18 protein-coding genes and 3 pseudogenes are annotated in these 23,463 nt (G+C 52.5%); 1 reads left to right on the plus strand and 20 read right to left on the minus strand.

All coding sequences use genetic code 11. The features are described 5' to 3' along the window. Positions 1 to 33 precede the first annotated feature (33 nt). The 20 genes and pseudogenes from secM to ilvI form a co-directional block, all read right to left on the minus strand. Positions 34 to 540, minus strand: a complete 507-nt coding sequence (secM, locus tag O3W44_RS09650; RefSeq protein WP_269292890.1) for a secA translation cis-regulator SecM — start codon at positions 538 to 540, stop codon at positions 34 to 36. Between the two features lie 299 nt (positions 541 to 839). Next, positions 840 to 1,757, minus strand: coding sequence for a UDP-3-O-acyl-N-acetylglucosamine deacetylase (gene lpxC / locus O3W44_RS09655; RefSeq protein WP_269292891.1), 918 nt, complete (start codon positions 1,755 to 1,757; stop codon positions 840 to 842). 101 nt (positions 1,758 to 1,858) lie between these two features. Further along, positions 1,859 to 3,013, minus strand: coding sequence for a cell division protein FtsZ (gene ftsZ / locus O3W44_RS09660; RefSeq protein ID WP_269292892.1), 1,155 nt, complete (start codon positions 3,011 to 3,013; stop codon positions 1,859 to 1,861). A gap of 70 nt (positions 3,014 to 3,083) precedes the next feature. After that, complete coding sequence (gene ftsA, locus O3W44_RS09665; protein WP_215847634.1) at positions 3,084 to 4,340, minus strand: cell division protein FtsA; 1,257 nt, start codon at positions 4,338 to 4,340, stop codon at positions 3,084 to 3,086. Then, positions 4,337 to 5,179, minus strand: coding sequence for a cell division protein FtsQ (gene ftsQ, locus O3W44_RS09670; RefSeq protein ID WP_269292893.1), 843 nt, complete (start codon positions 5,177 to 5,179; stop codon positions 4,337 to 4,339). The genes ftsA and ftsQ overlap by 4 nt, the downstream gene beginning before the upstream one ends. 1 nt (position 5,180) lies before the next feature. Beyond that, complete coding sequence (locus O3W44_RS09675; protein ID WP_269292894.1) at positions 5,181 to 6,101, minus strand: D-alanine--D-alanine ligase; 921 nt, start codon at positions 6,099 to 6,101, stop codon at positions 5,181 to 5,183. Next, positions 6,094 to 7,568: pseudogene (murC, locus tag O3W44_RS09680) on the minus strand (UDP-N-acetylmuramate--L-alanine ligase). The gene O3W44_RS09675 and the pseudogene murC overlap by 8 nt, the downstream one beginning before the upstream one ends. 70 nt (positions 7,569 to 7,638) lie before the next feature. Beyond that, positions 7,639 to 8,697 (minus strand): undecaprenyldiphospho-muramoylpentapeptide beta-N-acetylglucosaminyltransferase, encoded by a 1,059-nt coding sequence (murG, locus tag O3W44_RS09685; protein ID WP_269292895.1) that lies wholly within the window; start codon positions 8,695 to 8,697, stop codon positions 7,639 to 7,641. Next, on the minus strand, positions 8,694 to 9,908 hold the full coding sequence (gene ftsW / locus O3W44_RS09690) for a cell division protein FtsW (RefSeq protein WP_269292896.1): 1,215 nt from the start codon (positions 9,906 to 9,908) through the stop codon (positions 8,694 to 8,696). The genes murG and ftsW overlap by 4 nt, the downstream gene beginning before the upstream one ends. After that, a pseudogene (gene murD, locus O3W44_RS09695) lies at positions 9,908 to 11,223 on the minus strand (UDP-N-acetylmuramoyl-L-alanine--D-glutamate ligase). Before murD ends, ftsW begins: the two are co-directional and overlap by 1 nt. A gap of 2 nt (positions 11,224 to 11,225) precedes the next feature. Beyond that, a complete protein-coding gene (mraY, locus tag O3W44_RS09700) occupies positions 11,226 to 12,308 on the minus strand; it encodes a phospho-N-acetylmuramoyl-pentapeptide-transferase (RefSeq protein WP_269292897.1) in 1,083 nt (360 codons plus the stop codon). Next, positions 12,302 to 13,660, minus strand: a complete 1,359-nt coding sequence (murF, locus tag O3W44_RS09705) for a UDP-N-acetylmuramoyl-tripeptide--D-alanyl-D-alanine ligase (protein ID WP_269292899.1) — start codon at positions 13,658 to 13,660, stop codon at positions 12,302 to 12,304. The genes mraY and murF overlap by 7 nt, the downstream gene beginning before the upstream one ends. Next, the gene (gene murE / locus O3W44_RS09710; RefSeq protein WP_269292900.1) at positions 13,657 to 15,144 is read right to left on the minus strand and encodes a UDP-N-acetylmuramoyl-L-alanyl-D-glutamate--2,6-diaminopimelate ligase; all 1,488 of its coding nucleotides are present in this window, start codon (positions 15,142 to 15,144) and stop codon (positions 13,657 to 13,659) included. Before murE ends, murF begins: the two co-directional genes overlap by 4 nt. Continuing rightward, complete coding sequence (locus O3W44_RS09715) at positions 15,131 to 16,897, minus strand: peptidoglycan glycosyltransferase FtsI (protein ID WP_269292901.1); 1,767 nt, start codon at positions 16,895 to 16,897, stop codon at positions 15,131 to 15,133. Before O3W44_RS09715 ends, murE begins: the two co-directional genes overlap by 14 nt. 16 nt (positions 16,898 to 16,913) lie before the next feature. Beyond that, positions 16,914 to 17,234, minus strand: coding sequence for a cell division protein FtsL (ftsL, locus tag O3W44_RS09720; protein WP_269292902.1), 321 nt, complete (start codon positions 17,232 to 17,234; stop codon positions 16,914 to 16,916). After that, positions 17,231 to 18,172: a 16S rRNA (cytosine(1402)-N(4))-methyltransferase RsmH gene (gene rsmH, locus O3W44_RS09725; RefSeq protein ID WP_269292903.1), complete on the minus strand. Its 942-nt coding sequence runs from the start codon at positions 18,170 to 18,172 to the stop codon at positions 17,231 to 17,233. Before rsmH ends, ftsL begins: the two co-directional genes overlap by 4 nt. Positions 18,173 to 18,174: 2 nt before the next feature. Continuing rightward, a pseudogene (gene mraZ / locus O3W44_RS09730) lies at positions 18,175 to 18,632 on the minus strand (division/cell wall cluster transcriptional repressor MraZ). Positions 18,633 to 19,130: 498 nt separating this feature from the next. Beyond that, entirely contained in the window at positions 19,131 to 20,141 is a 1,011-nt protein-coding gene (gene cra, locus O3W44_RS09735; protein ID WP_269292904.1) for a catabolite repressor/activator, read from the minus strand. 197 nt (positions 20,142 to 20,338) lie between these two features. Further along, the gene (gene ilvN, locus O3W44_RS09740; RefSeq protein ID WP_269292905.1) at positions 20,339 to 20,830 is read right to left on the minus strand and encodes an acetolactate synthase small subunit; all 492 of its coding nucleotides are present in this window, start codon (positions 20,828 to 20,830) and stop codon (positions 20,339 to 20,341) included. Positions 20,831 to 20,832: 2 nt separating this feature from the next. Further along, positions 20,833 to 22,557 carry an acetolactate synthase 3 large subunit gene (gene ilvI, locus O3W44_RS09745; protein ID WP_269292906.1) on the minus strand — a complete coding sequence of 575 codons (1,725 nt, stop codon included), beginning with the start codon at positions 22,555 to 22,557 and terminating at the stop codon, positions 20,833 to 20,835. A gap of 739 nt (positions 22,558 to 23,296) precedes the next feature. Here ilvI and leuL point away from each other — a divergent pair. After that, positions 23,297 to 23,380: a leu operon leader peptide gene (leuL, locus tag O3W44_RS24960; RefSeq protein WP_442954664.1), complete on the plus strand. Its 84-nt coding sequence runs from the start codon at positions 23,297 to 23,299 to the stop codon at positions 23,378 to 23,380. Positions 23,381 to 23,463 lie beyond the last annotated feature (83 nt).

Genomic DNA, 23,463 nt, shown 5'->3' on the forward strand with positions numbered 1-23,463 from the left:
GCAAAATCTAAAAAAGTGAAAGAATCAAAAAGGTTAGCAGAACAATACGTTTGGCCCGGCGCGGATACCATGCAGTCTGGCATGCCACGCAACAGAAGTACGTACCAGGAAAACAACAGGCGTGTTTAAGGTGGTCGCCAGCGGTGCAGCGAGCGCAGTATGAGACGTCAGTAACGCATGCAGAGAATCTATTAACGCCAGCTTGTGCGCCGCCAGCGGATGTTCGTCATTATCTGTCGCCTGCGCCTGCGGCGTTAAGGTAAAAGAGAGATGACGAATAACGGTGCGGATAGCATGTTGGTGCCAGTAATCTACCGTGAAACTGGGTCGCCTTGCCGTTTCCTGCAAACGGATAAGATGATCAAAGCGAACAGCATTACCGATAAAAAGGCTGCTGACAGGCGATTCGGAAGAGGCATTCGGTTCAGAACTTTGTGCACAGGCCGGCAAGCCAAGACTGGCCGCCACCATCCCCAACAGGAGATGAGGCCAGAAATAGCGTCTGCCTAATTGTCGCCAGCGTAAAAAAATCCCGATCACAATCTTTCCATCGCGCTTAAATAGATTTGCGCATCCGTTGTGGGTGACTCACCGCATGATGCAGTTACGTTAAGCCTGTAAAAACGCCTGAGATAGTACCACTAATGTGGGGCATCGACACCTGGGATTAAAGTAGCTCTGGAACAAATTGCGCGTGTTTGTTCAGCAATTCAGCAAAACCTACATCGGTTTGCGAGCGGCATCGCATTAGCAGAAGTAACGAAGGGAAAAGAAAAACGGCTGGCGCCGCTGACCGGAGAGAGTGTCAGCATAACCAGCCGCTTCACGTTCTGGGGTAATTAAGCCAGAACCAGATTCGGTGCTTTGAATGCCAGCGGCAGTTCAGCTTCGTCTTCGAAAGTCGCCCATTCCCAGGCTTCTTGCTTAGCCAAAACTGCTTGCAGTAGCTTGTTGTTCAACGCATGACCCGATTTGAACGCGGTAAACGCGCCAATAATGTTGTGGCCACACATAAACAGATCGCCAATTGCGTCCAGCATTTTGTGACGAACAAATTCGTCTTCAAAACGCAGGCCTTCTTCATTCAGTACGCGGAAATCATCCAGACCTATCGCACAATCTAAGCTACCGCCCAGGCACAGGCCTTTAGACTGAAGATATTCAATTTCACGCATAAAGCCGAAAGTACGCGCACGACTGATTTGGCGAACAAACGCTTCCGCAGAAAATTTCATCTGATAACGCTGCGAGCTGGAATCGATAGCCGGGTGATTGAAATCGATAGTGAAATCGAGCGAGAAACCGTTGTATGGCTTAATCTCAGCCCATTTATCACCATCTTCAACCCGTACCGTCTCTTTAACACGCACGAATTTCTTCGCGCTGTTTAACTGTTCGATACCGGCATCCATCAGCAAATAGATGAAAGGTGCTGCGCTTCCGTCCATGATCGGGATTTCAGGTGCATCAACTTCAACAATAATGTTATCGATGCCTAATCCCGCCAGCGCGGCATTCAGGTGTTCGACCGTAGAAATACGCACGCCTTCATCATTCACCAGGCAAGTACTTAACATGGTGTCGCGCACGTATTTTGCATCAGCCGGGAAATCAACCGGTGGATTCAAGTCAGTGCGACGATAGATGACCCCGGTATTAGCCGACGCAGGGCGTAAAGTCAGCGTGACTTTCTTGCCGGTATGCAAACCGACACCAGTCGCCTGAACAATACGTTTTAATGTCCTTTGTTTGATCATCGTATTATCTCGCAATATTACCTTTCCAACCGCCAGTATACTTTACCAGCGGGCGGACACTTTAGCACAAAGAGCGGAGAATCCCAATTATCGGGATATTCTTAGTCGGCTTGCTTACGCAAAAATGCCGGAATATCAAGGTAATCTGGCTCTTTATTTGACTGGGCGGTCTGATCGTTAACCACTTTCGCAGCCGGTTTTTGCTCCTGCGGCAGCGGTGACATACCGTGCTGCTGATAGCGATGGTCCATAACCGGTTGGCTGGCTGGCTTGTTGGTTACCAGCGTGATTTCTGGACGCTTATCCATGCCAATACCGGTTGCCACCACAGTGACGCGCAGCTCATCATTCATTTCCGGATCCAGTGAGGTACCAATCACCACGGTTGCGTTGTCAGAGGCGAAAGCGCGGATGGTGTTACCCACAGTTTCAAACTCATCCAGACGCAGATCGAAGCCTGCCGTGATGTTAACCAGCACGCCACGAGCACCAGAAAGATCGATATCTTCCAGCAGTGGGCTTGAAATCGCCATCTCTGCGGCTTCTTCAGCGCGGTCTTCACCGCAAGCTACGCCTGAACCCATCATGGCGTAACCCATTTCTGACATCACTGTGCGCACGTCAGCGAAGTCGACGTTCATCAGACCCGGACGCGTGATCAATTCTGCGATACCCTGTACCGCACCTTTCAGCACGTCGTTAGCTGCACCGAATGCGTCCAGCAGCGAAATACCACGGCCTAATACTTTCAGGAGCTTGTCGTTCGGAATAGTAATTAATGAGTCGACATGCTTAGAGAGTTCAGCGATACCCTGCTCGGCAAACGCCATGCGCTTTTTGCCTTCAAAGTTGAACGGCTTGGTAACTACCGCAACAGTCAGAATACCTAAATCTTTTGCCACTTCAGCCACGACTGGCGCTGCGCCAGTTCCGGTACCGCCACCCATACCTGCGGCGATAAACACCATGTCTGCCCCTTCCAGCGCAGAACGCAGTGCTTCGCGATCTTCCTCTGCTGAGTTACGGCCGACTTCCGGGTTCGCACCCGCACCCAGACCTTTGGTAATGTTGTTACCAATCTGGATTGTCTGGCCAACCGCTGTTTTACGCAACGCTTGCGCGTCAGTGTTCACAGCAAAGAATTCCACACCTTCGATACGCTCGCGTACCATGTGCTCTACGGCGTTGCCACCGCCACCGCCGACGCCGATGACTTTAATCACCGCGTCATTGGTTAATTCCATAGGTTCAAACATGATTTCTCTCCGTTATGTGCCTGTCGCCTGGAGATCACTAAAAAAACAGCATGATCTCCTTTATCGAAAATTAAAACTCTTTTTTCAACCAACTGTTGATGCGCTTGAACCAGTTCCCTACTGATGCACGTTTTTCTGTCTCTGCATCGCCGTTCATGTGTGACTCTTTGCCATAATGCAGCAGTCCCACCGCGGTTGAGTAGTATGATTCCTGCGCGTAGTCAGTTAATCCAGTAATATTTAATGGCTGACCGATGCGCACCTGCGTATGGAATACGCGTTGCGCACAGGCTGCCAGTCCTTCTATTTGCGCTGCACCACCGGTCAACACGATACCGGCTGCCAGATGGTGTTTTACGCCCTGCTGACGCAGTTGTTCCTGTAACTGTAAAATCTCGTCATTGACCAGATTTAAAAGCTCGGTGTAGCGCGGTTCAATCACCTCAGCCAGCGTCTGGCGCTGTAAGCTACGAGGTGGACGGCCGCCCACACTGGGCACTTCCACATTTTCATCTTTGCCAACAATCGAACCTAACGCGCAGCCGTGACGAACTTTGATCGCTTCGGCGTCGGTTGGCGGTGTACCAAAGGCGTAAGCGATATCGCTGGTGACCACGTTCCCTGCATAAGGGATCACTTTGGTATGACGTAACGCACCGCCGGTATACACCGCGATATCCATTGTACCGCCACCAATGTCGACAACACAGACCCCTAACTCACGTTCGTCTTCGGTTAATACAGCAAAACTCGACGCAAGCCCGGCAAAAATCAATTGGTCAACTTTCAAACCACAACGTTCAACGGCTTTGACAATATTTTTTGCCATATCGTTGTGGCAGGTAATTAAATGTACTTTCGCCTGCATGCGCACACCCGAAAGACCCACCGGGTTTTTGATGCCTTCCTGATAATCGATGGCATATTCCTGAGGAATAACGTGCAGGATGCGGTGCTCGTCACGTACGCGAACCGATTTAGCGGTATGCACTACGTTTTCCACATCATCCTGAGTCACTTCCTCTTCTGAAATCGGAACCATCCCGATTTCGTTCTGGCAGCTAATATGTTTGCCCGATAAAGCAAGGTAGACGGAGGAGATCTGGCAATCTGCCATTAACTCGGCCTGATCGATGGCGCGCTGTACGCATTTCACCACCGACTCAAGATCGTTTACGCCACCTTTGTCCATACCGCGGGACGGACAACTGCCGACCCCAATAATGTTAACCATACCATCGGGCAGAATTTCCCCAACCAGGGCGGCAACCTTCGCGGTGCCAATTTCGAGTCCAACTACCAGTTTTCTGTCCGTCGCCTTGATCATTGTTGTTTAGCCTGTGCCTGGTTCTGTTGCTGATTACTGTCCTGTGGCTCCATCACAACCGGTGTCCAACCAACAGAAGCGCCCGAGTCATATCGCAAATCCACATAGCTGATACGCTTGCTCTCGTTTTGACCTTGCTGCAGAAGCACCGGGTAGAGCTCAATAAAGCGATTCAGGCGCTTCATGGTATCGCTGCGTCCCAGCTCAATACGCACATCATCGCTGGTCACTAACTGCCATGAACGCCGCGCCGTCATCGACGCTACCTTCAGGGTAAACTTGCTGGCTTTCAGCACATCATCCATGCGGTGATAGCCCGCCAATACCTCTTTCTCGCTGCCTTCTGGCCCATACAACATTGGCATCGTCTCTTTGCCAATATGATTAGCCGGCACGCTGAAAGAGACACCTTCTGCATCCACCATGTGCAAATCGTTCCAGCGCGCCACTGGCGTATACTCAACCAGGTTAATTTTCAGTTCATCCGGCCACTGCTTACGCACGCTAACCTGCTTTATCCACGGCAGGCGTTCAATTTGCTGCTGAATGATATCCACATCCTGCGACATGAACGTGCCCGGTGCGCCAAGCGACAAAATTGCCTGCCGAATGTCATCGTGGGTGGTATAGTGCGTTTGTCCCGTTACCACCAGTTTTGACAGCGGTAGCCGCGACGCATCATTCATCCACTTCAGCACCACTAAGCCACCAAAAACCATAATGCCAACGACCATCAGCAAAAATACGATGCCGAAGAGTCGGGCACCGTTACTACGCCCGGAGCGTACACGCTGCTCCTGCGCTTCACGGTTACGTACGTTCATCGCCGCCTGTGACATATCAGTCGGCCAGCTCCAGAATACGGGCGACCAGCTGCGAGAAAGTCATGCCCGCTTGCCTGGCCGCCATAGGCACTAAACTGTGGCTGGTCATGCCCGGTGAGGTATTCACTTCCAGGAGCTGAAAGTCACCGTTTCCATCGGTCATTACATCCACCCGGCCCCACCCGCTGCAGCCTAACGCCCGCCATGAAGCCCAGACTAACTGCTGCAATTCCGCTTCGCGCTCAGCATTTAAGCCAGCTGGACAGAAGTACTGGGTATCGTCAGAAATATATTTTGCTTCATAGTCATAGAACTCACTGGCGGTCTTAATGCGTATTGCAGGCAAAATGTGATCGCCCACAATACCCACCGTGTACTCTTCACCGCTCAGGAAAGCTTCAATCAGCACATCATCATCATGACGAAACGCTTCTTCCAGGGCAGCAGGCAGCGCATCCAGACTGTTCACCCGACTAATGCCCACGCTGGAGCCTTCGCAGCTTGGCTTAACAAACAGCGGTAAGCCTAGCGCGGCAATCTCAGCATCGGTTTCAGCGTTCAACCCGGCGTCCAGTTGCTGGCGTGTTAACCAGACAAAGCGGCCAGCTGGCAAACCACGTCCCTGCCATAACAGCTTGGTGCGCAGCTTATCCATCGTGATAGCCGATGCCATCACGCCGCTGCCGGTATAGGGCAATTCGAGGAATTCAAGCATCGCCTGTAAGGTGCCATCTTCACCGCCACGTCCGTGCAGGGCGATAAAGGTTTTCGTAAAGCCCTGCTCTTTCAGGCTCAGCACGGATACATCACGGATATCGACTGCATGCGCATCAATACCCGCCTCACGTAAGCCCGCCAGGACGGCATTACCCGACATCAACGACACGTCCCGCTCTGCAGAGGTTCCGCCCATCAAAACGGCCACTTTCTCAGCCATGACGCTCCTCCACTTTACGTGCCGGTTGCAGTTTGCAATCCGCTAATTTACGCGCCACTTTACCGACATTGCCCGCCCCTGAACAAGAATAAGATCGTTGCCCGTTAACAGCGGAGCCAGCATTTCAGGTAAGGCGTCGTGCTCTGGCACCAGCACAGGATCGACTTTGCCGCGACCGCGAATAGAGCGACACAGCGAACGGCTATCGGCGCCCGGAATCGGTGTTTCACCTGCGGCATAAACGTCGAGCATCAGCAGCACATCAACCTGTGACAGCACATTGGCAAAATCATCAAACAGATCGCGCGTGCGTGTATAGCGGTGCGGCTGGAAAACCATTACCAGTTTTTTATCCGGCCAGCCTGCACGCGCCGCTTTAATTGTCGCGTCAACTTCAGTTGGATGGTGACCGTAATCGTCTACCAGCATGGCGCTGCCTGCATGACCGTTTACCGGCTCTGTGGAATATTCACCCAACAGATCAAAACGGCGGCCTGTGCCCTGGAAACTTTCTAATGCTGCCAGAATCGCGTTATCGCCAATGCCCTCTTCGCTGGCAACGGCAACCGCAGCAGCAGCGTTAAGCGCATTGTGGCGGCCTGGCGCATTCAGCGTGATCTGCAAGCGCGGCTTATCCTGGCGTACCAGAGTAAAGTGGCCTTGCGCGCCTCGCTGCTCATAATTTTCAATGCGTAAGTCAGCATCTTCACTGAAGCCGTAAGTCGTAATCTGGCGTCCTACCCGAGGGATCAGGTCACGGATCACGACATCATCAACACACATCACTGCGCGACCGTAAAAAGGCAGGTTGTGCAGGAAGTTGATAAAAGTCTGTTTCAGATTTTCGAAGTCGCCCTGATAGGTATCCATATGGTCGGCTTCGATGTTAGTCACGATGGCAACCATCGGTTGCAAATGCAGAAATGATGCGTCGCTTTCATCAGCTTCTGCAATCAGATAGCGGCTACTGCCGAGACGGGCATGTGTACCCGCTGCCTTTACCAGTCCTCCGTTGACGAAAGTCGGATCGAGGCCGCCTTCGGCATAGATGCTTGACACCATGGCTGTGGTAGTTGTCTTGCCATGCGTACCCGCTACAGCAATACCGTGACGGAAACGCATCAGTTCAGCCAGCATTTCGGCGCGACGGATAACCGGGATACGCTGTTCACGTGCCGCCACCAGCTCCGGGTTGTCCTGCGATACGGCGCTGGAAACCACCACAACGCTGGCATCGGTTACGTTTTCAGGGCGATGGTTAAAATAGATTGTTGCGCCCAGCGCAGCCAGATTCTGCGTGACCGGATTAGGAGCCAAATCAGAACCGCTGATATGGTAGCCTTCATTTGCTAACACTTCGGCAATACCGCCCATGCCAGCACCACCGATGCCGACAAAATGGATGTGCCGGACGCGACGCATCTCGGGCACTATGGAACGCAGTTTTGCCAATTGTTGTGTATTCATCGCTCTCAGTTACCTGCTGTTTCAGTTTGTGCTCAGCGTGAGCACAGGCCAGACGTACTGACCCTATTCATTACTTTGCGGCGCGAGCCACTTCCAGCGCGACCCGGTCAGTCGCATCGGGGATCGCCACCTGACGGGCTTTTTCAGCCATGGATAACAGGGTTAGGCGATCCCAGTGGCGCAGCGTGTCCGCTACAGCATCCGCAGTAAATTGCGGTTGCTCAAAAATTTTTGCCGCGCCCGCTTTTTCCAGCGGCAGCGCATTCCAGTATTGCTGACGATCTTTGTGCTGGAACGGCACAAAAATCGCCGGTAATCCCGCCGCAGCGATTTCGCTCACTGTTAACGCCCCAGAGCGACATATCACCACATCAGCCCAGCCATACGCGGCAGCCATATCATCAATAAATTCGGTCACTTTATGCTGCGTCTGACCTGCTTTTTGATAGGCTCGCTCAACGGCCGGCAACCCGCCCTTCCCTGTCTGGTGCCAGAGAGTAATCTGCTCACCCAGTTCAGCCGCGACTTCTGGCACCGTCTGATTCAGCACGCGGGCCCCCTGACTGCCGCCAATCACCAACACGCGAATCGGGCCGCTGCGACCGGTTAAGCGTGCATCCGGTAAAGGCAGATCCAGCACATCATTACGTACCGGATTCCCGACCACATCAGCCTGCGGAAAGGCGCCTGGAAAAGCCTGCATCACTTTTGTGGCAATTTTTGCTAACCATTTATTGGTTAACCCGGCGATACCGTTCTGCTCATGTAACACCACCGGAATACCACAGCTCCAGGCTGCTAAACCGCCCGGCCCTGATACGTAACCGCCCATGCCGAGTACGACGTTGGGTTGCCAGGCTTTCATGATTGCGCGCGCCTGGCGCCAGGCCTTGAAAATACGCACCGGAGCCAGAAGCTGCGCTTTAATGCCTTTACCCCGTAACCCGCTGATGCGAATAAAATCAATTTCGATGCCGTGCTTCGGCACTAAATCGGCTTCCATGCGATCGGCCGTGCCCAGCCAGCGAACCTGCCAGCCCTGCTCTATCAGATGATGGGCGACAGCCAGACCAGGGAATACATGCCCACCGGTTCCACCCGCCATCACCATCAATCGCTTACCACTCATCGACCACCTCGGGTAAACGCCTGCGCTTTCGCCAGACGCGTTTCATAATCTATGCGCAACAGGAAGACGATGGCCGTCGACATAATGATCAAACTGGAACCACCGTAACTGATTAAGGGCAATGTCAGACCTTTGGTCGGTAACATCCCCGCTGCCGCCCCAACGTTAACCAGTGCCTGAAAGCTAAACCACACGCCAATTGAACAGGCTAAAAAGCCAGAAAAGCGTTGATCGAGCTCCAGCGCGCGTCGGCCAATCGACATTGCGCGAAAAGCGACGAAGAATACCATTAACAGCGCCAAAACCACACCGATGTAGCCGAGTTCTTCTCCAATAATGGAGAAAATAAAGTCGGTATGCGCTTCAGGCAGATACTCCAGTTTTTGCACCGAGTTGCCGAGCCCTTGCCCCCAAAACTCCCCGCGTCCAAAGGCCATCAGCGACTGGGTTAACTGGTAGCCGCTGCCAAAGGGATCTTCCCATGGGTCCCAGAATGAGGTAACGCGGCGCATACGATAAGGTTCCGCAATGATAAGCAGCACCACCGCAAAAATGCCGGAGCCGATGATGGCCAGGAACTGCCATAATTTCGCGCCCGCCAAAAACAGCATCGCCAGCGTTGTCACGAACAATACAACCACCGTACCGAGGTCTGGCTGTGCCAACAGTAAAACAGCCAGCACCACCATCACGCCCATTGGTTTGCAAAAGCCCCAGAAGTTGTTCCGGACCTCTTCCACTTTGCGCACCAGATAGCTGGCGAGATAGCAGAACAGCGTCAGCTTGGAGAGCTCTGCAGGCTGAATACGCAACGGCCCCAAAGCAATCCAGCGCGATGCACCGTTTACGGAGCTACCTACCACCAGAACGATCAACAGCATCACCACAGACGCCATCAGCATGACATTGCTGTAGCGTTGCCAAAAATCCATGGGGATACGCAACGTTACCAGCGCAATGCCTAATGCTAACGCGATATAAAATGCATCGCGTTTGGCAAAGTAGAACGGATCCTCCGATAAACGCTGTCCAACCGGCATTGAAGCGGAAGTCACCATGACGAAACCGATCACTGCCAGGCCAAACGTCAGCCACAGCAAGGTTCGGTCATACAGCACCAGTGAGGTGTCATCACTCTCACGCGAGCCCATCACCCAGTCTTTCAAACGCTCCGACAGGTAAGCCGCAATGCCAGCACCAGGTATCCGCATTAGCTCAACTCCTTCGCCAGTTGTGCAAAGGTGTCACCGCGCTGCTCAAAGCTACGGAACTGATCGAGGCTGGCACAAGCGGGTGATAACAGCACCATATCGCCAGGCTTAACCAGGGCAGCAATCTGCGCCATCGCCTGCTGCAGCGTCTCAGTCCGCACTGAAATTTCAGGACGTAATGCTGCGAGCGCATCACCGTCACGACCAAAGCAGAACAAACGCAAATTGTCGCCCTGGAGATAGCGCGTCAGCGGTGAAAAATCGGCAGATTTACCGTCACCGCCCAACAGCAGCCACAGCGTGCCATTAAGTTGCAAACCGTTCAAAGCAGCCTCGGTGCTGCCAACATTGGTGGCTTTGGAATCATTAATCCAGCGCACACCGTTGTGCTCGTGCACCAGCTGGAAGCGATGGGCCAACCCGCTATAGGTGGTCAGGGCGGCAAGGCTGGTCGCGCGCGGTAAACCCACAGCATCCGCCAGCGCCAGCGCAGCCAGCGCATTGGTATAGTTGTGCTGTCCCACCAGCTTCATCTCATCGGTATTCAGCACTTTTTCGCCTTTTACCTTTAGCCAGACTGCGCCCTGCTGTTTGTTCAGGTGATAATCGCCAAAGTCGATACCAAAGCTGACGCAACGCACATCTGCGCCACGCACCGGCATGGTCAGAGCGTCATCAGCATTGACGACACAAACTTTGGCATTTTCATAAATGCGTAATTTTGCCGCGCGATACTGCTGCATCCCTAACGGATAGCGATCCATATGATCTTCTGTCACGTTGAGAATGGTTGCCGCTGCCGCTTTCAGGCTGTGGGTGGTTTCCAGCTGAAAACTCGACAGCTCAAGGACATAGAGCTGCGCAGGCGATTTCAGCAGGCTCAGCGCAGGCAAACCGATATTTCCCCTACCCCAACCTGCCAGCCTGCCGCTTTTGCCATCTCACCGACCAGCGTAGTCACCGTGCTTTTACCGTTCGATCCTGTAATTGCTACAATCGGAGCCTGCGCTTCCCGGCAGAAGAGTTCGATATCACCAACGATTTCAATACCGGCGTCAGCGGCCTCGCTCAATGTCGGATGGGCCAGCGCGACACCGGGGCTGGCAACGATTAAATCAGCCGCTAACAGCCAGTCGGTCTGAATGCCGCCTACATAGCGTTCAACCTGTTGAGGAAGCTGGTCGAGGCCAGGCGGCGACATACGGGTGTCCATCACGCGTGGCGTTACGCCTTGCGCTAAAAAGAAATCAACACAGGAAAGACCGGTCAGGCCCAACCCGATAATGACAACTTTCCTGCCCCGATAGTCAGCCATGATTAACGTACCTTCAGCGTGGCCAGGCCAATCAGCACCAGCATCAGCGAAATAATCCAGAAACGCACAATGACGCGCGGCTCCGGCCAACCTTTCAATTCATAGTGGTGATGGATCGGTGCCATGCGGAAAATACGCTGACCGCGCAGCTTAAACGATCCCACCTGCAGAATGACCGACAGCGTTTCCACCACGAAAACACCGCCCATGATGACCAGCAAAAATTCCTGGCGCAGCAGCACAGCGATAGTGCCTAACGCGCCACCCAGTGCCAGCGAACCAACATCGCCCATGAACACCTGCGCCGGATAAGTGTTGAACCACAGAAAGCCTAATCCCGCACCCACAATGGCGGTACAGACAATCACCAGCTCGCCTGCGTGACGCAAATAAGGAATATGCAGGTACTCAGCAAACTTCACGTTGCCGGTGGCCCAGGCAACCAGCGCGAAACCTGCCGCAACAAATACCGTTGGCATGATCGCCAGGCCATCCAGGCCATCAGTCAGATTAACCGCATTACCGGTGCCAACAATCACAAAATAAGCCAGCAACACATAAAACAGTCCGAGCTGTGGCATGATGTCTTTAAAGAACGGCACGACCAGCTGTGTAGCTGGCGTATCTTTACCGGCAAGGTAGAGCGCAAAGGCAACGCCGAGTGAAATCACTGACATCCAAAAGTATTTCCACCGTGCAATCAGTCCTTTAGTGTCCTTACGTACCACTTTGCGATAGTCATCAACAAAGCCAATCACGCCGAAGCCCACCAGCACCACCAGCACGCACCAGACGTAGGGATTGGAGGGATACGCCCACATCAGCACCGAAATGGTGATTGAGGTGAGGATCATAATGCCGCCCATGGTTGGCGTGCCGCGCTTGCTAAAATGCGACTCCGGACCATCGTTACGAACAACCTGACCAATCTGTAATTTTTGCAGCCAGGCAATCAGGCGCGGCCCCATGTACAGTGAAATAAACAGAGCGGTCAGCAGGCTGACAATGGCGCGAAACGTCAAATACGAAAAGACGTTAAAGCCCGAATAAAATGCGACCAAATGTTCGGCCAGCCAAACTAACATGTTCCTTTCTCCTGTAAGCTCTGTACTACCTGCTCCATGGCGGCACTACGCGAACCTTTAATCAACACGGTCATTTCTGGGTGTTCGGACAACAGCGAACGTAAACGTTCAGTGAGTGTGGTTTTATCGCTGAAATGTTCACCAACTTCGCTGCTTTCACTGATGAAATGGCTCATTTTGCCGGTGCTTAAGACACGATCGAGGCCAGCCGCCTTAGCCGCCAGCCCGACTTCACGATGACACTGCTCTGCTTCATCACCCAGTTCTGCCATATCGCCTACCACCATCACGCGGTAACCCGGCATTTCAGCCAGCACCTGTGCGGCAGCCGTCATTGAGCCCACATTGGCGTTGTAGCTGTCATCAAGTAATAACTGATGTTCAGACAGGCGAATCGGGAACAGACGACCCGGAACAGAATGTAAGTTTTTCAGCCCTGACTGGATTGCGCTGAGCGGTGCATCGACGGACAAAGCCAGCGCAGCGGCAGCCAGCGCATTGGCGACATTGTGACGGCCTGGCAGTGGCAGCGAAATCGCGACGCTGCCCTGCGGGGTATGCAGATTGAAATGCGTGCCGTTCTGCGTCACCTTGACGTCGCTGGCAAAGTAATCACATCCCGTGTCCTGTGGTGAAAAGCGCCAGACGCGTTTGCCATGCAGATGTGTTTGCCAGTGTGGCCAGTCGTTGCTGTCGGCGTTGAGAATAGCGGTGCCGTGCTCAGGCAAGCCGTAAAAAATCTCCCCCTTCGCTTTAGCCACACCGGCCAGCGAGCCGAAACCTTCGAGATGCGCAGCCGCGAGATTATTGACCAGCGCACTTTCGGGCTGAACTAACGCGGTAGTGTAAGCAATTTCGCCCTGATGGTTAGCGCCCAGTTCGATAACGGCATATTGATGTTCTGCTGTCAGACGGAGCAGCGTCATCGGCACGCCAAAATCGTTATTCAGGTTACCGGCGGTATAAAGGGTTTCGCCGCACTGGCGCAAAATCGCGGCCGTCATCTCTTTTACCGACGTTTTACCCGAGGAGCCGGTCAACGCCACGACGCGCGCCCTGGCCTGCTGGCGCACCCACGCGGCGAGCTTACCGAATGCCAGGCGTGTATCCTCTACAACCACCTGTGGCACAGCAACAGGTAAATGCTTACTTACCAGCAGAGCCTGTGCGCCATTAGCAATCGCATCACCCACAAAATTATGCGCATCGAAACGCTCACCAATGATGGCAACAAACAGGCTGCCTGCGGTGACTTTACGTGTGTCGGTAGTGACATCGGTCAGCGTCAAATCACTGCCGTACAGCGTGCCACCCGTCATATCCGCTAAGGCAGTTAACGAAACAGGAATCATGCCGCACCGCCTAACAGCGCCGCGACAGTGGCGCGATCTGAGTAATCTAAACGACGATTGCCAATGATTTGATAATCTTCATGGCCTTTGCCTGCCACCAACACGATGTCATCCGGCTGGGCCTGCATAATGGTATTGGTCACGGCTTGCGCCCGTCCTGCTACCACGCGAGCACGGTTCGGATCCAACAGACCGGTAAGAATGTCATTCACGATAGCTTGCGGATCCTCACTGCGTGGATTGTCATCAGTGATAACCACGACATCAGCGAATTGCTCAGCAATGGCGCCCATCAGCGGACGTTTGCCTTTGTCGCGATCGCCGCCACAGCCAAACAGGCACCAAAGCTTGCCTTTGCAGTGCAGGCGAGCCGCTTCTAACGCTTTTTCCAGCGCATCTGGCGTGTGAGCATAATCGACAACCACTGTTGGCTTGCTGGCTGCGTGAAACACTTCCATGCGGCCATTGACCGGTTGCAGCTGCGAAGCAACGCGGAGCAACGCATCCAGTGAATAGCCAAGCGCCAGCAATGTTGCCAGCGCCAGCAGAACGTTACTGACGTTAAACGCCCCCATCAAACGGCTGTTGATTTCGCCCTCACCCCAGCCTGAACTGAAGCAGATACGCGCGCCGTTGTCGTGATAGGTGACATTTGTCGCTTTTAACCAGCGGCCATGACAGCCCGGTTGCAAATTATTTTCCATGGTTACCGCAACGGCATCAGGCGAGTTTGCCAGCCAGCGGCGTCCCACTTCATCATCAACATTGAGAATCGCCTGTCCGACCTGATGCTCAGAGAACAACAGCCATTTAGCCGATTCGTAATTCTGCATATCGCCATGATAATCGAGGTGATCACGGCTGAGATTGGTGAAAACCGCAGCGGCAAAAGGCAGCGCCGCAACACGATGCTGTACCAGACCGTGCGAAGAGATCTCCATTGCGGTCAGGGTCGCCCCCTTTTCGGTCAAATCGTGCAAAATGTGCTGCACATCGACCGCTGAACCCGTGGTATTTTCCGTGGGCGAAAGCTGCCCAACTAATCCGTTACCCACTGTCCCCATTACCGCACTGGTCTCGCCCAGCAGATTTGCCCACTGCGCCAGCAGTTGCGTCACAGTGGTTTTGCCATTGGTGCCGGTAACACCAATCAGCTTCTGTTTTTCACCCGGCTGCTGATAAAAACGCCCCGCCAGGGCTGACAGGCGTTGATGTAATTGCGCCAGGTAAATGACCGGCACGCCGTGCATTTCACGGATTTCACCATCCGTTGCTTCACCTTCCGCTTCAGCAATCACAGCTGTAACGCCTTGCGCTATCGCTTGTGGAATAAAACGTCGCCCATCGGCGTGATGGCCTGCAACGGCGACAAACAGATCGCCAGCAGCCGCATTGCGGCTGTCCAGTGTCATGTCGCGAAGCTGACGCGCCGGCGCGTCTGGCACCCATGGGCCAAGTAAGGCGCGCAGGTTACGATCTGTCACTTGATTCCCCACTTCTGTTAGTCACCAACTCATTCTTGTCATTTGTCGGTAACGCATCCGGCTCAATGTTCATCGTGCGCAGAACACCGCCCATGATGGCACCAAAGACCGGTGCAGAAACCGCACCGCCATAATATTTACCCGCCTGGGGATCGTTGATCACGACCACCAGCGCAAATCGAGGATGGCTGGCAGGCGCAACGCCTGCGGTATAAGCGATGTATTTGTTGACGTAGCGTCCGTCCGGGCCGACTTTTTTAGCCGTACCGGTTTTAATCGCAATGCGATAGCCCTTAATTGCAGCCTTGACGCCACCGCCACCCGGTAAGGCGACGCTCTCCATCATATGCATCACAGTTCTGACCAGTGATTCATCGAAAACGCGTTCGCCCGCAACGGGCGGATCCACCTTGGTAATCGACAGCGGGCGGTTAATGCCATAGCTGCCGATGGTTGCGTAGACTCGCGCTAACTGTAACGGCGTTACCATTAGCCCATAGCCGAAAGAGAAGGTGGCCCTCTCTATGTCAGACCACCGTTGTTTTTGAGGGTATAAGCCACTACTTTCCCCGACCAGCCCCAAATTGGTCGGTTTTCCCAGTCCAAAGCGCGCGTAAGTTTCTACTAACGCTGAGGAGGGCATCGCTAACGCCAAACGTGAAACACCGACGTTACTCGACTTCTGCAGAACCCCTGTCAGGGTCAATTCGTTATAACGCGCCACGTCTTTGATCTCATGACCATTAACGCGGTACGGCACAGTATTCAGTACGCTGTTCTCTTTCACCACGCCACGTTGCAGCGCCGTCATGACCACCATTGGCTTCACTGTTGAGCCAGGTTCGAAAATGTCGGTGATGGCGCGGTTACGCATCATCTCTTTTGGCGTGTTGCTGAGATTATTCGGGTTGTAAGCGGGACTGTTAGCCATCGCCAGCACTTCACCGGTATTAACGTCTACCAGCACCGCAGTGCCTGATTCAGCTTTGTTAAACGCCACTGCGTTATTCAGTTCGCGGTAAACTAACGCCTGCAAACGCTCATCAATACTGAGTGTCAGGTTGTGGGCTGCGCGACTGTCTACTGAGGAGATATCTTCAATTACCCGACCATAACGATCTTTACGCACGGTACGCTCGCCTGGCGAGCCGGTCAGCCATTTATCGAAGCTTTTTTCGATACCTTCAATGCCCTGACCGTCAATGTTGGTAAAGCCGATCAGATGCGACGTCACCTGCCCTGCCGGATAGTAACGACGCGACTCTTCGCGTAAGTGGATCCCGGGAAGTTTGAGTTTTTTGATGTAGTCGCCAATAGCCGGATTGACCTGGCGGGCAAGGTAGACAAAGCGTCCTTTTGGGTTGGCGTTAACGCGTGTAGCCAGCTGGTCGAGTGGGATCGAAAGAGCATCAGACAAGGCTTTCCAGCGACTGTCGAGCGTGATACCGCCACCGTCATGCAGCTCTTTAGGATCGGCCCAGATCGCATTAACCGGCACGCTGACCGCCAGAGGTCGCCCTGCGCGATCGCTGATCATGCCACGCGCGGTCGGCACAGCCTGAACGCGCAGAGAACGCAAATCGCCCTCTTTAACCAGTTTGTCGGGGTTGATGACTTGTAGCCAGGCAACACGCGACAGTAGCCCGCCTAATGCCAGCAAAATACAGCCGCACAGCAACGCAAAACGCCAGCTTACAAAGCTGGCCTTATCTTCCGGTTTTTTTAACTTCAGCGTTCTGCCTGCGCCGCTCATTCGCTATTTAAGATCCTTATTTCTGCACCACAATGTTTTCCTGTGAAGGATCAACATGCTGCATTTGCAGCTTCTCGGTTGCGATCCGCTCTACCCGGCTGTGATCGCCCAAGGCGTTCTCTTCTAAAATCAGGTTGCGCCATTCAATGTCCAGCGCATCCCGTTCAAGTACTAACTGTTCACGCTGTGCGGTTAACAAACGGGTTTTATGGGTGGTTGTCACCACCAGCACCGCTGAAATCAAAACCGCAGCCAGCAATAGCAATGGAATCTTGCTTTTACGCAGCAGATCGCCGCCAATGACGCCGGGCAGGCTGTGGCGTTCATTGCCGATCATGCGTCCGTTCTCTCCGCAATACGTAATACTGAGCTGCGTGCACGCGGGTTCTCTGCCACTTCAGCCTCACCCGGCACCCGTTTGCCGAGTAATTTCAACTGACGGCCCCCTAAAGCCTGTAGTTGCTGCTCGGTCATCGGTAATCCGGCTGGAACCTGCGGCCCGCGACTCTGATCGCGCATAAAACGCTTAACCAGACGGTCTTCAAGCGAGTGAAAGCTGATAACCGATAATCTGCCTGCGGTAGCCAGCACCTCTACAGCGCATTTTAACGCGGTATCGATCTCTTCAAGCTCACTGTTGATCCAGATACGAATCGCCTGAAAACTGCGTGTCGCCGGGTGCTTGAACTTATCTTTCACCGGCGTTGCCGCCGCGATAACCTCTGCCAGTTCTTTAGTACGTGTCATCGGCTGTTCACGATTGCGTTCGACGATGGCGCGTGCAATACGCTTAGCAAAACGCTCTTCGCCATAGGTTTTCAGCACAAACGCGATATCAGCCTCTTCAGCATGAAGCAGCCATTCTGCTGCTGAATGCCCACGCGTCGGATCCATACGCATATCCAGCGGTCCATCACGCATAAAAGAGAAACCGCGTTCAGCATCATCCAACTGGGGCGATGAAACACCGAGGTCCAGTAAAATGCCATCGATCTTGCCGGTCAGTTCTCGCGCTGAGGCGTATTCGGCCAGCGCAGAAAAAGGGCCATGAATAATTGTAAAACGCGGATCTTTTATCTCAGCGGCCGCGGCAATAGCTTGCGGGTCACGATCGATGGCGATGAGCTGTCCTTTCGCGCCAAGCTGCGAAAGAATCAAGCGTGAATGCCCGCCGCGACCAAAGGTGCCGTCGATGTAGATCCCGTCTTCCTTGATATTGAGGCCGTTAACCGCCTCATCCAACAGCACGGTGGTATGTTTAAAATTTTCCTGCATAGCTATAGCGACAAGTCCTGCAACCGATCAGATAAAGGTTCCTGAGCCGACTGTTCTGCGTCAATATCGTCCTTAACTTGTTGATACCAGGTCTGTTCATCCCACAGCTCAAATTTGTTGAACTGTCCAACCAGCATCACTTCTTTTGTTAATTTGGCGTGCTGACGAAGGGTATTCGCCAACAGCAAGCGGCCTGCATTATCCATCTGGCACTCACTGGCATGACCTAATAGCAAACGCTGCACGCGGCGCTCAAGTGGGTTCATACTGGATAAGCGAGCCAGCTTTTTTCAATGATTTCCCATTCGGGTAAGGTATAAAGCAACAGGCAGGGCTGATGAAGATCGATGGTGCATACCATTTGACCTTGAGACTCCCCTTTCAGCAAATCACGATAGCGCGTTGGTACGGCCAGTCGTCCTTTGCTGTCGAGGCTGACTAACGTTGCTCCACGGAACATGCCAGTCTTTCCCCTCAGTTACCCATTTCCGCCACTTTATCCCACTTTTTACCACGAAACGAGTTTAAGGACCCGATGAAATCCTTGTCAAGCCGGAGCGGTTGCTGAATATCACTATTTCATGCTGACAAAAAATCAACTGTCAGGAATCAACTCTGAGTTAAGAGAGAATTTAAAAATTAACTTGATGAATAACTGAATAAAATTAATTTCACTAAAAATAATGGCTAAAAATAATACAATTTAAATGATTCAATATTTATCGTGGATTCTGAGACAGCGGCGGCATTTTAGGGGATTTCTTAAAACAGGCTAAAACTCATCAGGTAGCTTGTGGGTTCGCTAGTTGGAGAAGATGTAAACAATTAACAAAAAATTAGCCTTCTTAATTTGTTAATTAAAGTGTGCATTATTTACGCTTTTTTACGCCCTCCTCGCCAGCCCGTTCAACTCATTTCGCTTGAAATAATTTGAGGCAGCATTATTGCTGCCCGTTTTTTATTTTGCTTTGCGGCTTAATTTCCCGCGGCGGAATAAATTACGACGGATACGGGTTAATCCCGGTTTAGGCTTTCTTGGCTCATCCAGTGAGGCAAGAACCAACTCCAGCACGCGCTCAGCGACATCGCGATGACGTTGCCCCACCGCCAGCACCGGACACTCTAAAAAGTCCAGTAATTCGTGGTCGCCAAAGGTGGCAATGGCCAGCTCGGTGGGCAACCGGCCGTCACGTTTCAGCGTCACATCCATTACGCCTTGCAACAGGCCAAATGAGGTCGTGAAAAGCGCCTCTGGCATCGGATGATCGTCGAGATATTTTTCAAACAGCGCAGCAGCAGCGGTGCGCTCAAAACTGTTGCAGTAGATATAATCAATCGGTCGCTCATCCTCTTTCCAGGCGTCACGAAACCCCGTTTCACGCAGAAAACTCACAGAAAGCTCAGGTAAAGCGCCAAGAAACAATACGTTTTTAACCTCAAGCTGGCGCAGTTCAGAAGCCAGGGTAAAGGCATCATCCTGATCGGCGCCGACTACGCTGGTGAAATGTTCGCGATCGAGCGCCCTGTCCAGCGCAATGATAGGCAGCGAATCGTGGATCCAGCGTTGATAAAATGGATGCTCAGGTGGCAAAGAGGTTGACACAATAATGGCATCGACCTGACGTTGCAGCAGATGCTCAATGCAGCGCATTTCGTTGTCAGGCTGATCTTCGGAACAGGCGATTAGCAACTGATAACCACGCTGGCGCGCCTGTCGCTCAAGGTAGTTAGCGATGCGCGTGTAGCTGGTATTTTCTAAATCAGGAATGACCAAACCAATCGAGCGTGTACGCCCTGCGCGCAGCCCGGCGGCTACTGCATTAGGGTGATAATTATGTTCACGCACCACCGCCATCACTTTCTCGACAGTTTTGTCGCTGACACGATACTGCCGCGCTTTACCATTAATGACGTAACTGGCCGTGGTGCGCGACACGCCCGCCAGGCGCGCAATTTCATCCAGTTTCACGATAACCCCACAATCAAGCGCGCTTCTGCCATCTCAATATCCGCAGTTACGCTAAGGACAACTCATTTGCAACATCTAACAGCAGAAAAGTGTGCGGAGCAACCGCTTTTGTAACTGTAGGCGGCATGGCGCATAAAAATGAAAAAAACCCGGCATTTCGCCGGGTTAGAGAGTCGAGGAATGATTTCGCTGCGTCATTAACGCATGATGCGATCGCCGCGAGAAACGCCAACGATGCCTGAACGTGCAACTTCAACGATTTCCGCCACATCGCGAACGCTGTTGAGAAACGCATCAAGTTTGTCGCTGGTGCCGGCAAGCTGAACCGTATAAAGCGTTGGCGTGACGTCAATAATCTGACCACGGAAAATCTCCGCGCTACGTTTTACCTCTTCACGTCCATAGCCGGTAGCCTGCAGCTTGACCAGCATAATTTCACGCTCAACATACGCGCCCTGCCCCAACTCGGTGACACGCAACACATCAACAAGCTTGTGCAGCTGCTTCTCAATTTGTTCTAACACCTTTTCGTCACCCACGGTCTGGATGGTCATACGCGATAAGGTGGGATCATCGGTAGGCGCAACGGTCAGACTTTCTATGTTGTAACCACGTTGAGAGAATAAACCGACCACGCGAGACAATGCGCCGGATTCGTTTTCCAGCAAAACTGATAAAATACGACGCATAATTAAGTCCTCTCCGTTTTGCTTAACCACATCTCGTCCATACTGCCACCACGAATTTGCATCGGGTAAACGTGCTCGCTGCCATCAACCGTGACATCAACAAAAACCAGGCGACCTTTTGCCAGGGTTTCTAGCGCCAGCGTGAGTTTCTCTTCCAGCTCAGCCGGATGCTGAATCGCAATGCCTACATGTCCATACGCTTCTGCCAGACGGACGAAATCAGGCAGCGACTCCATGTAGGATTGCGAATGGCGGCCCGAGTAGATCATGTCCTGCCACTGTTTCACCATGCCGAGGAAACGGTTGTTCAGGTTAAGCACCAGAACCGGCAAGTCGTATTGCAGTGCCGTCGACAGCTCCTGAATATTCATCTGGATACTGCCGTCACCGGTTACGCAAATAACCGTCTCTTCCGGCAGTGCCATTTTCACACCCAGCGCCGCAGGCAAACCAAAGCCCATGGTTCCCAGCCCGCCGGAATTAATCCAGCGGCGCGGCTTGTCGAACGTGTAATAGAGCGCAGCAAACATTTGATGTTGGCCGACATCGGAGGTCACGTAAGCCTCGCCTTTCGTCAGGCGGCAAATCGTTTCAATGACAGCCTGCGGTTTGATTTTGTCGCTGCTGCGATCAAATTCCAGGCATTTGCGGCTGCGCCAGCCTTCAATTGATTGCCACCAGTCACGCAGGCTGTCGAGCTGCTGTTTCGCCTCATTTTGCGCCAGCAGTTCCAGCATCTGCTGCAAAACCTGCTTCGCATCGCCCACGATAGGGATATCTGCGGCCACCGTTTTGGAAATGGAGGTTGGATCGATATCAATATGCATTACCGTGGCATTCGGGCAATATTTCGCCAGGTTGTTGGTGGTACGATCGTCGAAACGCACACCAATACCGAAAATCAGGTCGGCATTGTGCATCGTCATGTTTGCTTCATACGTTCCGTGCATGCCTAACATACCGATACATTGACGATGCGATCCTGGGAAAGCCCCTAAGCCCATCAATGAGGAGGTGACGGGAATATTCAGGGTTTCAGCTAACTGACGCAGCTCCGCTTCACAGCCAGAGGTAATCGCGCCGCCGCCGACATACATCACCGGCTTATGTGCCGCCAGCAGCGTTTGTAAAGCACGTTTAATCTGGCCTTTATGTCCCTGAACCGTTGGATTATAGGAGCGCATGCTCACCGATTCCGGCCACATATACGGTAATTTATTCGCCGGATTCAGGATATCTTTCGGCAGATCAATCACCACGGGGCCAGGACGGCCGCTCGCTGCCAGCCAGAACGCTTTTTTCAACACCACAGGGATCTCTTCGGTGTTTTTTACCAAAAAGCTGTGTTTCACAATCGGGCGGGAGATGCCCACCATATCGCATTCCTGAAAAGCATCGTAGCCAATCAGTGAAGAAGGCACTTGCCCCGACAGTATTACCATCGGAATTGAATCCATATACGCGGTGGCAATACCGGTAATGGCATTGGTTGCGCCAGGGCCTGACGTCACTAACACCACGCCAACTTCACCGGTTGCACGCGCCAGACCATCAGCCATATGTACCGCGCCTTGCTCATGGCGCACTAATACGTGGTCAATACCGCCTACCGTTTGCAGAGCGTCGTAAATATCCAGCACCGCTCCGCCCGGATAACCGAATACCTGCTTTACGCCCTGATCGATTAACGAACGGACGACCATTTCGGCTCCTGACAACATCTCCATTTTCTGCCTCCAGGCTTTAGGAACTGAATCTACTGGCGACTGCTTTTCTCGCACGCCACTCGCATCCTGCCCCGTCTTCGCCAATTAAGATCAAAACCTTATGTTTATGCACAGACAGCGGAATTCATTTCCGCTGTCCAGGTACAGAGAAATCTGCTGAGTTAATTCTTTTGAGAGTAGGTCGATTACCATAACCGCAGAAAACGTGGCAGGCAAACGTCAAACATGCATTGGTTAAAGGGTTGGGCTTTTAAAGGCTCTGCGCGATAAGATTCCGCTACGCGGATTAAACTAATTACGTGGGCTATCAGCAGACGAAAATGCTGGCCATGAATTTATTTTCAGCGTGATCTAAGAAATAGAAAAAAGTTATCGCCGATCAACTTAGCCCACAATTTGCTGAGGCAATTCATTTCTGGCGTTATTATCCTGGAAAAGGCTAATTCACCCGAGATTGTGCTACTTACTACGCTTTTTTGTGCGCTTTGGCATTTTGCCTTAACAAAATTAATACCTTTAAAATCAATCGAATAAACAAATAAAGCTCACTTTTGACACGAGTGTGACGCTGTTCTCATTCTTTTTCACTTTTAGCTTTTACGCATAACTCTGTCGCTCTGCTAAATGGCAGAATATTTTCCTTATTGACCTGACGAAATAACCTTTCTCTTATGGTTGACATCACTCTGGGATTCCAGTACCAATATGTGCAGCAAAAAAAATTACGAGGTTTGAATCCATGTTTCGTTCTTCTCTCCTATTAGGTCTACTACTAAACGCAGCTTATTTGCGCGGTAGACTTGTGGGCGGAATCAAACACTGATTCAAACCTGCTGAAAGTTAAAAACCCGCGCCGATGCGCGGGTTTTTTTATGCTCGTTGCAAGGCCAGAAATGCATAAGGATG

Source organism: Pantoea sp. LMR881 (genome assembly GCF_027157825.1).
Classification (GTDB): Bacteria; Pseudomonadota; Gammaproteobacteria; order Enterobacterales; family Enterobacteriaceae; genus Pantoea; species Pantoea haifensis.

Bases quoted from the DNA above. Each gene is read 5' to 3' on its own strand.
- lpxC (WP_269292891.1), bottom strand. From the start codon at position 1,757: ATGATCAAACAAAGGACATTAAAACGTATTGTTCAGGCGACTGGTGTC.
- ftsZ (WP_269292892.1), bottom strand. From the start codon at position 3,013: ATGTTTGAACCTATGGAATTAACCAATGACGCGGTGATTAAAGTCATC.
- ftsA (WP_215847634.1), bottom strand. From the start codon at position 4,340: ATGATCAAGGCGACGGACAGAAAACTGGTAGTTGGACTCGAAATTGGC.
- ftsQ (WP_269292893.1), bottom strand. From the start codon at position 5,179: ATGTCACAGGCGGCGATGAACGTACGTAACCGTGAAGCGCAGGAGCAG.
- O3W44_RS09675 (WP_269292894.1), bottom strand. From the start codon at position 6,101: ATGGCTGAGAAAGTGGCCGTTTTGATGGGCGGAACCTCTGCAGAGCGG.
- murG (WP_269292895.1), bottom strand. From the start codon at position 8,697: ATGAGTGGTAAGCGATTGATGGTGATGGCGGGTGGAACCGGTGGGCAT.
- ftsW (WP_269292896.1), bottom strand. From the start codon at position 9,908: ATGCGGATACCTGGTGCTGGCATTGCGGCTTACCTGTCGGAGCGTTTG.
- mraY (WP_269292897.1), bottom strand. From the start codon at position 12,308: ATGTTAGTTTGGCTGGCCGAACATTTGGTCGCATTTTATTCGGGCTTT.
- murF (WP_269292899.1), bottom strand. From the start codon at position 13,660: ATGATTCCTGTTTCGTTAACTGCCTTAGCGGATATGACGGGTGGCACG.
- O3W44_RS09715 (WP_269292901.1), bottom strand. From the start codon at position 16,897: ATGAGCGGCGCAGGCAGAACGCTGAAGTTAAAAAAACCGGAAGATAAG.
- ftsL (WP_269292902.1), bottom strand. From the start codon at position 17,234: ATGATCGGCAATGAACGCCACAGCCTGCCCGGCGTCATTGGCGGCGAT.
- rsmH (WP_269292903.1), bottom strand. From the start codon at position 18,172: ATGCAGGAAAATTTTAAACATACCACCGTGCTGTTGGATGAGGCGGTT.
- ilvN (WP_269292905.1), bottom strand. From the start codon at position 20,830: ATGCGTCGTATTTTATCAGTTTTGCTGGAAAACGAATCCGGCGCATTG.
- ilvI (WP_269292906.1), bottom strand. From the start codon at position 22,557: ATGGAGATGTTGTCAGGAGCCGAAATGGTCGTCCGTTCGTTAATCGAT.
- leuL (WP_442954664.1), top strand. From the start codon at position 23,297: ATGTTTCGTTCTTCTCTCCTATTAGGTCTACTACTAAACGCAGCTTAT.